General features: G+C 54.8%; 11 protein-coding genes. 2 read left to right on the top strand and 9 right to left on the bottom strand.

Going from position 1 to position 12,284, the window contains the following annotated elements:
• The first annotated feature begins 72 nt into the window (after positions 1-72).
• Positions 73-873, top strand: a complete 801-nt coding sequence (locus CQ018_RS05065; protein ID WP_105548899.1) for a helix-turn-helix domain-containing protein — start codon at positions 73-75, stop codon at positions 871-873.
• On the opposite strand, the gene CQ018_RS05070 is transcribed toward CQ018_RS05065, so the two are convergent.
• The 6 genes from CQ018_RS05070 to CQ018_RS05100 all read right to left on the bottom strand — a co-directional run bounded on the left by CQ018_RS05070 (position 870) and on the right by CQ018_RS05100 (position 8,181).
• Complete coding sequence (locus CQ018_RS05070; RefSeq protein ID WP_146111819.1) at positions 870-1,880, bottom strand: ABC transporter permease; 1,011 nt, start codon at positions 1,878-1,880, stop codon at positions 870-872. The genes CQ018_RS05065 and CQ018_RS05070 overlap by 4 nt on opposite strands.
• A 56-nt stretch (positions 1,881-1,936) precedes the next feature.
• A complete protein-coding gene (locus CQ018_RS05075) occupies positions 1,937-3,445 on the bottom strand; it encodes a sugar ABC transporter ATP-binding protein (RefSeq protein WP_105548901.1) in 1,509 nt (502 codons plus the stop codon).
• 48 nt (positions 3,446-3,493) lie between these two features.
• Positions 3,494-4,612: an ABC transporter substrate-binding protein gene (locus tag CQ018_RS05080; protein ID WP_105548902.1), complete on the bottom strand. Its 1,119-nt coding sequence runs from the start codon at positions 4,610-4,612 to the stop codon at positions 3,494-3,496.
• Positions 4,613-5,654: 1,042 nt separating this feature from the next.
• A complete protein-coding gene (locus tag CQ018_RS05090) occupies positions 5,655-6,824 on the bottom strand; it encodes an acetyl-CoA C-acyltransferase (protein ID WP_105548904.1) in 1,170 nt (389 codons plus the stop codon).
• A gap of 5 nt (positions 6,825-6,829) precedes the next feature.
• On the bottom strand, positions 6,830-7,474 hold the full coding sequence (locus CQ018_RS05095) for a CoA transferase subunit B (RefSeq protein ID WP_105548905.1): 645 nt from the start codon (positions 7,472-7,474) through the stop codon (positions 6,830-6,832).
• Between the two features lie 2 nt (positions 7,475-7,476).
• The gene (locus CQ018_RS05100) at positions 7,477-8,181 is read right to left on the bottom strand and encodes a CoA transferase subunit A (RefSeq protein WP_105548906.1); all 705 of its coding nucleotides are present in this window, start codon (positions 8,179-8,181) and stop codon (positions 7,477-7,479) included.
• A gap of 151 nt (positions 8,182-8,332) precedes the next feature.
• Between CQ018_RS05100 and CQ018_RS05105 the strand changes: the two genes are divergently transcribed.
• A complete protein-coding gene (locus tag CQ018_RS05105; protein WP_105549327.1) occupies positions 8,333-9,121 on the top strand; it encodes an IclR family transcriptional regulator in 789 nt (262 codons plus the stop codon).
• 59 nt (positions 9,122-9,180) lie between these two features.
• Here the strand turns inward: CQ018_RS05105 and CQ018_RS05110 are convergent, their stop codons facing one another.
• From CQ018_RS05110 to sigK, 3 genes are all read right to left on the bottom strand, one after another.
• On the bottom strand, positions 9,181-10,752 hold the full coding sequence (locus CQ018_RS05110; protein WP_105548907.1) for a molybdopterin-dependent oxidoreductase: 1,572 nt from the start codon (positions 10,750-10,752) through the stop codon (positions 9,181-9,183).
• 119 nt (positions 10,753-10,871) lie between these two features.
• Positions 10,872-11,693 carry an anti-sigma factor gene (locus tag CQ018_RS05115; protein ID WP_258142406.1) on the bottom strand — a complete coding sequence of 274 codons (822 nt, stop codon included), beginning with the start codon at positions 11,691-11,693 and terminating at the stop codon, positions 10,872-10,874.
• Positions 11,690-12,271: an ECF RNA polymerase sigma factor SigK gene (gene sigK / locus CQ018_RS05120; protein ID WP_105548908.1), complete on the bottom strand. Its 582-nt coding sequence runs from the start codon at positions 12,269-12,271 to the stop codon at positions 11,690-11,692. Before sigK ends, CQ018_RS05115 begins: the two co-directional genes overlap by 4 nt.
• Between the last annotated feature and the right edge of the window lie 13 nt (positions 12,272-12,284).

Raw genomic sequence — 12,284 nt, forward strand, 5'->3', positions numbered from 1 at the left:
GGTCATTCCCGAGGGAAAAAAGGTGAATCCCGGGCTCGACCTGTCACAAGATGCTTGTGTCGTAGGATTGCAATGGACTTTGGCATAGATGCTGGCAGGACACTGGTACTCAAAGGAGCAATATTGGGGCAGGAAGAAACCGCGGAACTACAGCGCAGGTTATTTGCAAGCATCGATCCAAGATCCCATTTCAACCGGCTATTCGATCATCTTTCGGGAATTCATTTCTTCGCTAAAGACCGGGATGGTCATATCCTCTTTGCAAATAAGGGCTTGGCCCGGGTCTATGGCTTCGAGACAGAAGAAGATTTTGTGGGACGAACGGACTTCGACGTTCTGCCTAAGCGCTTAGCAGAAAAGTTCTGGAAAGATGACCTCCACGTCATGGAAACCGGAAATTCCCTTTTGAATATCGTGGAGATATTCCTGAGCCCGGAAGGCATCCCGGACTGGTATTCCACCAACAAGCTTCCGCTGTGGTCATCCGATGGGAAAATCGTTGGTCTCATGGGTACGATCCAAGACCACCGGGATGCTGACGATCTCGAACATCCACAGCTCGATGTTGATGTTGCTGTGGCGCACCTGAGAGCTACCTTCGCGCAGAACACTCCTGTCAGTGAACTCGCACAGATGTGTAAATTATCTGCCCGTCAGTTCGAATCTAAATTCCAGGCGGCTTACAACACCTCCCCTCACCAATTCCGCATCAGGTTAAGGGTTAAGCGTGCCTGCGAGTTGTTGCGCGATAGTGACATGAGCGTCACCGAAATCGCGTTAGAGGCGGGTTTCTATGACCAAAGCGCGCTAGCCCATCATTTGAAGACGATAATGGGCTACACACCACTGCAATACCGTAAACGGTATCGCTAAACCGATATCATCGGTCCAGATCGTGCGGCATCTTCTTCTTTGCCTGTCGGTATGCGGCTTCGGAGCATATTCCCCTCCTGAGCTCTGCGTCTACGCGCGATACTTCGAGAAATGAGTACGGGTAAAAGGATAGCGATCAGTAGGATCAGTCCTTTGGCCGTAGTTTGGAAGAACGTCGACACACCTGACAAGTTCATGACGTTTGGCAAGAGGCCAAGCGCAAGAGACCCGAGCACCGTGCCGGCCATCGTGATGCGTCCTCCGGTAAGCAACGTTCCGCCGACGACAACAGCTGCCAGTGAGTCAAGCGTGAACGAGGCACCAATGGTCGGATCTCCTGTACGCGTTCTGGCTGCGAGGAACAGCCCAGCCAAGCCTGCGAAGAATGCAGATAGAACATAGGCTTGGACTAGGGTTCGTTCAACCCGGATACCGACCAACCGAGCAACATGTACGTCCCCGCCCACGGACAAGATATTGGTACCTAACGAAGTCTTTCGCAGAAGGAGCGCAGCTAAGACGACCACTGCAAGGACGAATGGCAGAGCAACGGGGATGTTGCCCCACAGCCCGGCAAGCTTGGCATACGCCTTAGGGACCTCGCCGCCGGGAACCGGTTGGATCAGCAAGGCTATCCCTTGGACTACAGCCATAGAGGCTAATGTCACTAGGAATGCTTCCAGTCCTGAAGCGACCAACAGCCCATTGATAAGACCCACGAGAAGGGCAGCTCCGATAGCGACTAGCAAGGCCAATGGCGCGCCCAAAGGCACGAACAACGTGGCTGCCACTACTGCGGTCAGGCTCGCTGTAGAACCGACGGAGAGATCGAGTCCTCCGGTTCCCACCGCGAAGCTCTGGCCAAGCGCAATCAGTAACAGTGGAGTGACTTGGACGAGGACGTTGGAGATATTGAATCCGTTGAGGAACGAACTTGTGGAGAAACTCCCGTAAGCGACCAACACCAATACGAAGACTAAGGCGGGAATGGAAATGGGATCCATCATCCGCTTGAATTTTAGGCCGCTTGACCCTGGTTTTGCTGTACTTTTCGACAAGAAACTCACAGTCGGTTCCCTCCTACTGCCGTAGCCAATATTTCTTCTTCAGTGGCAGTACGCGGATGTTCTCCCACAAGACGGCCATAGGACATGACAAGGATGCGGTCACAGAATCCCTGGAGCTCGGAGATCTCACGAGAAACTACTAGCGCAACGATCCCTTCATCCAAACATCGGGCACGGACCATTCGATAGATTTCTGCCTTAGCTCCCACATCGACTCCACGGGTTGGCTGATTTAGCAGCAGGATGCGGGTCCCCGCAGCAATCCATTTGGCAAGTACAACCTTTTGCTGGTTTCCACCGGAAAGCGTAGATGAGGGTCTCAGGATGTCTCCGCGAATACCGGAGGCTTCGGCGGCGGCTACTGCCTTGCTATTTTCTTGATTTTGCGAGAAGAGTCCCCATCGTGAGAGCTTCTTTCGAAGGATCGGCAGTGAAATATTCCAGATACTGGAAAACTCCAGAACCAATCCCTCTGTTTTTCGATCTTCGGGGACATACCCGAAGCCAGCCTCCGTGGCCGCGGCGACGCCACCCCACTTTTGGGTTTTTCCGTCAACCGACAGACTTCCAGAGAAGGGCTTCCGAGCGCCCGCAAGACAAGCAAGGAGCTCATCCTGGCCGTGACCTTCTAACCCGTATAGCCCAACTACCTCCCCCGGGCTGATTCGCAGACTGGCCTGCTCTATAAACGGAGGGTCAATCAAGTCTTGAACTTCCATAACTGGGATTGAACTAGCATGGGGGTTCTCGACGATATCGGGGTAAAATTCCGCAAGTTCACGGCCCACCATCAGCGCTACCATTTGGTCGATGCTTAGCTCTGAGCAGCTGTGCTTGGCGACGAACCCACCATCTTTCATGACAATTATCTGGTCGGCCAGGGCCTTGACCTCATCTAGCCTGTGGCTGATATAGATAAAGGAGATACCGCGCAGTTTCATTTTCTCCACCACGGCAAAGAGCCGTTCCGCATCTGCCGGAGATAGCGCAGCGGTGGGCTCGTCTAGCACCACCACGCGGGCTTCACCAACTGAAGCCCGCGCAATTTCCACCATTTGCTGAACAGCAGTAGAAAGGCCGGCGACGCGCGCATCAACAGGTGTATCAACGCCAAGTTCATCCAACGCGGTGCGTGCCATCCGCCGCATGGTGCGCCAATCCAATAGCCCAAATCGATTTTTTAGTTCCTGGCCGAGAAAGATGTTCTCTGTGATGTTGCGTTCCGGAAGTAGCGCCAACTCCTGATGAACCAGATGGATCCCCGACCTAGCGGCATCTCTTGCGTTATTAAACGTAGTAGCTTCGCCGGAGAGTCGGATCGTTCCCGAATCGGGCTGGACCACCCCGGAGAGGACCTTGACCAAAGTTGACTTACCGGCTCCGTTCTCGCCCAGTAGGGCCAATACTTCACCCCGTTGAACGGAGATCGAAACATCGTTTACGGCCCTAGTGGATCCGTATTGCTTGACGATTGATTCGCAAGCAAGCACCGGTGTGGATTTCATTGTGTTCCCTTGTTGATTTCTGGCTTGTCGCGTGGGTTGGGCCCTTGGTTACTTGGTGGGTGGGAAAACCTCATCTATTTCCTCGCGGGTCATGTAGTCCTCGACCCAGTAGTCGTCAGAAGCATCCTGGACTACCGCTGTCTTGATGTCGGCCAGGGCAGGAACGCGTAGCAAGTAGAAGCTTTCGATTGGTTGCCCTCGCAATGCTTTGACCGCAAGCTTGACACCTTCGGCACCCTGCCATGTCGGGAATGCTGGTGCGCTAGTTTTCAAATCGGCTTTGATGGCTGCTTTAAGGAACCCGTTCAGTCCTTCACCGCTCATGGGGACCAGCGGAACAGCAGCTTCTTCATAGGCCTGGATCGCACCCAACGTCATGGCTCCACCCGATGACCAGATCCCGTCGATATTCGGGTATGCAGTCAAAAAGTTTTCAGTGTGTGATTTGCCCTTGTCCTGCGCCCAATCACCAAACTGTTCGGCAAGAACCTTGATTCCAGCTTCATCGAAGACTGCTTTGGCGCCGTCATATCGGGCGGTTTCCACCGAGTTCCCGGCGATACCGCGGAGCATTACGATGTTTCCCTTGCCGCCCATGTCCTCGACAAGTTCTTTTGCCCCTGATTCTCCAAAGAACTTGTCATCGGCAACAACTTTGGAGGTCACCTGATCAGTCTCCACATCCGAACCCCACAGAATGACAGGAATCCCGGATTCATTGGCGCGTTCCACGATTGGCACCATCGATTCTGGTGAGTTCGGTGCCAGAACGAGTGCATCCACTCCGCGGGCCATCAAGTCCTCAACGTCAGAAATTTGTTTGGTGGCATCTCCATCAGACTGAGCTACGACAAGTTCAACCCCGAGCTTCTTGGCCGTTTGCTCGGCCTCGCCCATTGCCTGAACATGCCAGCTATTGACTAGCCCCACATCGGCGAAACCGATCTTTAAGTCTGTCTTGCCTGTCTTGAACTTAGTAGTATCGACTTCCTTGCTGTTTTCCGCCGGAGTCATGTCCTTGAACAGCTGTAAGCTGGCTTCATCGATGGGAGCTGCGGGGCCAGCATTAGCGTCTGCACCGCCCCCACACCCAGCGAGCAACACAATTCCAGCTGTTGCCAATGCAAAAACAGCCAATCCTTGCCGAGCCTTATTCTGGTTACGCATGAATGTTTCCTCCTGTTGACTTGGAGCAGCTCCGGTATTCCGAAGCTTCAATCCTAAATTGAGAGTATCTGTGATTCTGCACACAGCTCTTGGCTATTACCGTCACAATTGAGGAGAAACCGGCATACCTTGACGCCAGACGGGTCGGGGGGTGTCTTTGGAACTCTCGCAGGAGGTGCTAGTTGCAGCAGCTCCGGATGGTGGGGGACGATATGTTGTTGGCAAACTCGACTGCTTGCCCGCGAGCTCATTAGCAGTCTTCTCGGACATAAGATTTAGGAAAATGCTGCCTTGCTTACACAGCGTTGCGTCCCCCCCAGTTCGTGAAACAAAGCGAATCAGAACGCGTTTGGAATGTTGTAGCGGGGGAGGCGGCTGGAAGGCCGGGTGATTATTCGGCCAGCAGATGGCACCAGAATAGGTAGCTCTTATAAGAGCATCAACCATGGCGAGATAGACATCGGCCTAAGTGAGCATGAAGCTGAGCGAAGTCTCAAGCTCTTGCGGTGGAAGATAGATAGAAGGGAATCCAACGCCAGCAAATCGAAAGTTAGGAAGCACGGTTTGAGCATCGGATTCGGTGAGCCTTACAAGATATGTGCAATAGCTGGCCACTGCCGGGAGCCAGAAACCAGTGGGTGTTCCTACAATGCGTTCAAGTTTGATTGCTGAATCTACGGTGAGCGAACCACCGTTGAAGAGTATATTCATGTGTTCTGGGGATACATCCACGCGTAGGGCAAACTGATGCTGTGATGAGTGGTCCTCTTCAAAGCAGTCACGATGAAGCGTCCAATCGTACGTAGGCACTACGTGCATTTTATGTAGACAAGGCCTCAGGTGACGGCACGTAGCGGGTATCTACTACGTAGACGTGGATAGCTCCCGGCTTCCAAATCCATTGAGGAAGGGGTTTATTTGAGACGTAATGAAATCGTAGTTTCACACAGATGAATGCGGGCAGTCCGAACTCCCCTCAGGGAATGTTTATCGAAAAGCCCGCATTTTCACTGGATCGCTGTGACTACTGCGGGAAACCTCGCTAGAGCGCGCGTAAAATGACCGCGCTGCCCTGCCCGCCACCACCACAAATGCCCGTGGCCCCAACGGATCCTGTGCCGAGCTCGGCCAGTTGGCGGGCCAGGGTGCCAATGATGCGAGCGCCTGAGGCGCCGATGGGGTGACCTAGCGCGATAGCACCGCCGTGCGTGTTCACGATTTCAGGGTTAATGCCGAGTGTGGCGGTGGAGCGTGCACCTACCGCGGCGAATGCCTCATTGATTTCCACTGCCTTCAGGTCAGTCGACGCAATGCCGGTACCTTCAAGTGCGGCAAGGATTGCGTTGGCCGGCTGATCGTGAAGGGTGACATCCGGACCTGCAACCAGTGCGTGCGAAACAACTTCCGCAATCGGCGTCAGACCAAGACGCTTCGCAGCTGCCGGGCTGACCAGGACGAGGGCCGCGGCACCATCGGTGATCTGCGAGGCGTTGCCTGCGGTTATGGTTCCGTTCTTGGCGAAGGCGGGACGTAGCTTACCGAGAGATTCAACGGTGGTCTCGGCGCGGATTCCATCATCTGTCGATACAACGGTGTCGCCGCGGCGCGAGGAGATAGTAAATGGTGCGATTTCACCGGCACGGTACTCTGCGGATGCAGCCGCCAATTGGTGGGAACGAGCCGAGATGGCATCCTGTGCTTCGCGGGTGATCTTCAGCGAGCTATTACCGTCCTCGGTGGAGGACCCCATGGAGCGCTTTTCAAAGGCATCGGTCAGGCCGTCATATTCGAGGGTGTCGATCAATTCAATGGCACCGTACTTGGTTCCGGCACGTGCACGCTGCACATGGGGAGCCAGCGACATGGATTCTTGTCCAATGGCAACCACTACATCTGCTTCGCCCGCGTTGATCATGCGAGCTGCGGCCACGACTGCCTCGGTTCCCGAGAGGCATACGGCGTTGAGGGTAAGCGCTGGAACGTTGAGACCAATTCCTGCACCGACTGCTGACTGGCGTGCAGGGTTCTGTCCGGCACCGCCCTGCAGTACTTGTCCGGCGAAGACTCGCTGTACCTCAGAAGCCGGAACACCGGCACGTTCTAGGGCAGCCTTGGCTGCATGGGCGCCAAGCTCGGTTGCTGGAACATTTGCGAATGCTCCATTGAAGCGGACGAACGGGGTGCGGGCGAACCCGGCAATCAAAGCGGTCATGCTATTCAGAGTTCCTCTAGATCGATGGTGAAGGAGGCCCCTGTGGCCTCGGTGAGAGAATCAACAGTGATTCCGGGAGCCAAGGCGCGGAGCACCAGGGCAGAATCAATGACGTCAAATACTGCTCGGTCGGTAATAATCCGATTCACTACGCCCACTCCGGTGAGTGGAAGGTTGCAGGTTTCGACGATTTTCGGGGACCCGTCCTTGGCCACATGGTCGGTGATCACTATAACGCGTGGGGTTCCTGCCACGAGGTCCATGGCACCGCCCATGCCTTTGACGAGCTTTCCGGGGATTGTCCAATTGGCAAGATCCCCATTTGCTGCAACCTGCAGTGCGCCAAGAATTGCCGTTGCTACGTGCCCGCCGCGGATCATGCCAAAGGAGGTAGCCGAATCAAAGTAGCTTCCGCCCGGTAGTAGCGTGACCGTTTGCTTTCCAGCGTTGATCAGGTCAGGGTCTTCTTCACCCTCATAGGGGAAGGGACCCATGCCTAGTAGCCCATTTTCGCTCTGTAAGGTTACGTTCACACCCTTGGGCAGATTGTTGGCCACCAGCGTGGGGATGCCAATTCCAAGATTTACGTATTGGCCGTCGGTGAGTTCACGTGCGGCAATTGCCGCCATTTCATCTCGTGTCCACATGATGCTTAGGCCTCCTGACGGGGACGTACGGTGCGCTGCTCGATGTCTTTGACACCATCACTTGCTACAACGTGTTGTACAAAGATGCCCGGAGTGTCAACGAACGAGGGGTCAATGTAATCCTCGTGGATGATCTCGGCCTGGGCAAAGGTAACTTTGCCGGCTGCTGCCGCAAGCGGGTTGAAGTTTCGTGCCGTCATCCGGTAACGCAGGTTTCCTTCCGGATCGGCCTCGTAAGCATGAACTAGGGAGATATCTGCAACGATGCCGCGTTCTAGGATCGCTGGGCGGCCATTGAATTCTTTGGTTTCTTTGCCTTCGGCAACGGGAGTTCCGACGCCGGTTGGTGTGTAGAAAGCCGGGATGCCTGCTCCTCCAGCGCGTAGTCGTTCGGCAAGTGTTCCCTGCGGAACGAATTCGACCTCAAGTTCTCCGCTGAGAAATTGCTGGGCAAAGAGTTTGTTCTCGCCAACGTATGAAGCAAGAACCTTCGATACTTGCTTGTTCTCCAACAACAGGCCAAGCCCCTTGCCGTCGACTCCCATATTGTTCGAAACGATTGTCAGGTTGGTGGCTTCCGAATCACGTACCGCGGTGATAAGTCGGGTGGGGATGCCGCTGAGCCCGAAACCGCCCACGGCAATGATCATGCCATCACGGATTGCCGCCTGGATTGTCACGTCGGCGTCATGCACTACTTTCGTTGCCATGATTATCCTTAACCGTCCACTATATGGATTCTGGTGTATTGCTATTATCGACCGTACTGACCCGTTGTGGTACCGGTCAATGTATCGAACGACTTTGTCATAAATCGTTCGAGGGATGGCTGATCTTCCAGTTCATGTCCATAATATGGACATGAATACGTCTTTTCCGGGAGCCCAAGTTGTAGGCAGGATGGCTGCGGTGCTGCGAGCAGTCAGCACCGCAATGCCACGGGGAATTTCCACCGCTGAAGTAGCGAGCAGCACCGGGTTGGCGCGCCCGACCGTTCACAGGCTGCTCGCCGCGCTCACCGCGGAGGGCTTCTGCGATCATGAAAACAAGAGCGGCTTCTGGCTTCTGGGCCCGGAAATGTATCTGATGGGAACCATTGCCGCCGAACGCTACGACATCACCGAAATAGCAAGCGAGCATATTTCCGCGCTAGCCGGGCTGACGGGCGAAAGTGCCTTTTTGTCAGTACGTCGCGGTGAGGAGACAGTTTGTCTGATGCGTCAAGATGGCGCATTCCCGATCCGTTCCTTTGTGCTCTATGAAGGTAAACGATTTCCCTTGGGAGTCGCCTCGGCAGGACTTGCGATACTGTCATTCCTCCCCGAAAAGTTCATTGACCGCTATATGGAGAGCCAAGATCTGGTCGAAGAACACGGCAGTGATCATGAGGTAAAACAGCTGAGGCAGCGCATTGCCGAGACTAGGGGACGTGGCTGGGCGGTGAATCCGGGACTAGTTGTGGAAGGTAGTTGGGGGATGGGCGCCGCGGTCTTCGACACGGCGGGTCAGCCGGCTTGGGCGCTTAGCTTGACGGGCATCGAATCTAGGTTTACCCCCGAGCGGCAAGCCGAAATGGGAAACCTGCTGATGCATCATGCCCATACATTGACCCAAAAACTACGTGGAGAACATACCCATCCGGTGCGCTGAGCAACAGACGTAGAGAAAGCCTTAACTAGGCAGCGTACCCGCCGAGATCTTTGGCGCGTTTACTCCACACTGAATTGAACCCGTTGCCAGCCACTTGCGCCGTTCGGGGCAGGCTCTGCCTTATCACTGGTCTGGAGCTTCCCCTGACCGTCAATAGCTCGAACGCTCACCGTATGATTTCCAGAAGTTCCACCCTCCCAAACATAACGCCATTGACGCCAGGTATCGAGGGAGGCTTCGCTACCGAGCTCGGCATCCAGCCATTCTCCGTCATCGATTTGAATCTGAACCCCCGAGATACCTTTGGTTTGTGCCCACGCGGTCCCACCCATCACAACTTGGCCTTCGGAAACCTTCGCAAAAGAACGCGGAACATCAACACGTGAGGAAAGCTTGATGGGTCCGTGATCGGACCAGCCTCGAGTGCTCCAGTAGGCGACTTTGTCAGCGAATCGAGTGACCTCAAGGTCGACAACCCATTTGGTGGCCGAAACAAAACCATAGAGACCTGGTACGACCATACGAACGGGGAAGCCATGTTCCAAGGGCAACGGCTCGTCGTTCATGCCGATCGCCAACAATGACATGCGGTCGTCGGTCAGCACTTCGAGCGGAGTCGAGGCGCTGAATCCATCCTGGGACGTTGAGAGAACCATGTCTGCGCCTGCTTGGGGCACGGCACGTTCGAGCAGCTTCCGAATCGGATAGCCTAACCATTTAGCGTTGCCGACCAGCTGACCACCGACCGGGTTTGAGACACATGTCAAAGTCAGGTAGTTCTCAACCAGTTCGGCCTCCAAAAGATCATTGAAGCTGACCGTAAACTCGTTTTCGACCATCCCGTGAATGCGCAGCTCCCAATCGTCGGGGTTAATTCTCGGCACCGAAAGCGCTGTATCAATGCGGTAGAAATCCTTGTTTGGAGTAACAAATGGCGGCATCCCACTAAGGTCTATTTGTACTCCGGAAGGCAACGCCGCCGCCGGTGTCTTAGCAATGGGTAGTCCGAGGGCAGAGCGGGCTGCTTCGGCGATGTTTCGAGCTGCTGCCAAGGACTGCCCAACACCGGCTGCAATTGCAGCACCGATTAGGGACAGTCCGGCGCCAAGCAAGAATTTACGCCGGGTAGAGCCTTGAGAGGTCCCTGGTTTTGCCGTTGAGTCACCGATTTGTTCTCGACTTTTTTCGGCCCAGGTGCAGAGCCAACGCAACGTGAGCAAACCTGTAAAGGTTCCAATCGTTAAGGGCGTCAGGTCGGCAAAACTCGTTGCGGGACGCGACAGGATTGCCGCCCCAATGACGATAGCCAGCAGGATTATGCATCCGGAAGCTAAAACGCGTGATTTCTTTGCCAGCAGCCCGATCGACACCGAGACAAGGAATACCACGATGCCCATTGAAATAAACAGCGCGAGCTTGTCATTGGTTCCGAAGAGCGAGATTGCTAGGTCTTTGAGCCACGGCGGAGTCATGTCAATAAAAATGGAGCCCATTGCCACCAACGGTGCCGATGCTGTCGCAAAAAACACTGAAACTAAGTGGGCCACGCCAAAGAGCACTGCCGCGGAGGAAACCCCTGCTAAGCCAAAGTCAAACAATCCCTGGCGACGAGAAAAGGATTTAATTTTCATGAGTTCTACGCCCCAAACGTTGTGTCGTTTGTTCCACTAGCGATCTCAGAGGAACCTGTCACTTCGTATTCGGAGCGCTACCACCGTCGGATTGGCAAATAGCCGTTTTAGTTTTGGTTTTAGAGACTCTGGAGCACGATTGGAGCGGTGGTCGGTGCCGGTGAACCTGTGGCAGGCTCAACGGTAATGCCAAAGTGAGTCACTCCTTCCATTGCTCCGCTGACCAACAGAGTTCCATCGCTTCGGGGTCCATCGACCATGCCGACAGGGGTTGCTCCGTCACTGGAAATGAGCCACAACTCGTAGGCTTTGTCTTCTGGAAGGGCGGGCAAACCCTTGGTGGTCACAGCCATCAACCCCTGAGCCGCTGAGTAAGCAATGCTGACCCGAGCCCCATCATCCATGGTCATAGTTTTTGATCGAGAGTCGGCAGCGGAGAGTATCTCGGTAAGCTGCGCTTCACGCTGGCTCAGTGCGGATAGCTGTTCGCTGAGCTGTTGCTGCTGGGAATTCTGATTCACTACGACACCGGTCAGGGCGCTTGCTGCGATAAGCAGGACTCCTGCTGCCAGGGCAAACATGCGTTCATTCTTCTTCGTGCCCGAGGCTGGTTCCGAGTTTTGCCGTGTTTCGGAATTATCTGCAAAGTCCAAGGCGCGTGGAGAATCAGACGATTCTTGGGCGGAATCTTGTACTTTTTCTGCCGCGGGAAGTTGTGGCGTGTTCTTGATTGCCGCCATAATGTTGGCTTTGACCCGAGCCGGAGGAGCCACCGGATCCGTGGACAGACCCAATAACGCGGCAGTTTCTTGGAATGCTTGAAGTTCTTGGCGAACAGCTCTCGATTCCTCCGCATGGCGAAGTAATTCTTCACGTTCTGAATCTCCGAGAGCATTGAGGGCATAGCTGCCCGTCAAGTCATTTTCGTGCTTTTCCATCATGCCACCCCCATTAGATCTCGAAGTTTACTCATGCCGTCACGTATCCGTGTTTTTGCGGTACCCACCGGAATCTTGAGCAATGCTGCCACTTCGTGGTGGGTATATCCTCCGAAGTATGCAAGTCGGATGGCCTCTCGATGCATTTCGCTCAGCCCGTCCAACGCGGTTCGGACCCGGTGGGCTTCGTCGTGGAGTATTGCTGTGTCTTCAACGTTGTCATAGCTTGCTTGGAAATCTTTGATTCCTTCGCGAAGGTCCCGGTCTTTGCTCGCTTGACTGGCTCGAACCCTGTCGACGGCTCGTCGGTGAGCCAAGGTCAATAACCACGTCATAGCGGTACCGCGTGCCGGATCGAAGCGGGCCGCCAGTTGCCAGGCCTCTACGAAGACTTCCTGAGTTACTTCCTCACTTTGCGAAGTGTCTTTCACGATGCGACGCACTAAGCCAAAGACCCGTGGGGATACAACGTCGTAAAGCGTTTCGAAGGCATGCTCGTCACCCCCGGCGGTCTGAAGCAACAACTCCTCGAGCCGCGGCCCAATCCCGGGTTCCGAAACTCCTGGCTGTTGGGAACTCATACGCCTAAGCGTC

Origin of the sequence: Arthrobacter sp. MYb227 (assembly GCF_002975435.1) — a bacterium.
Classification (GTDB): domain Bacteria; phylum Actinomycetota; class Actinomycetes; order Actinomycetales; family Micrococcaceae; genus Paeniglutamicibacter.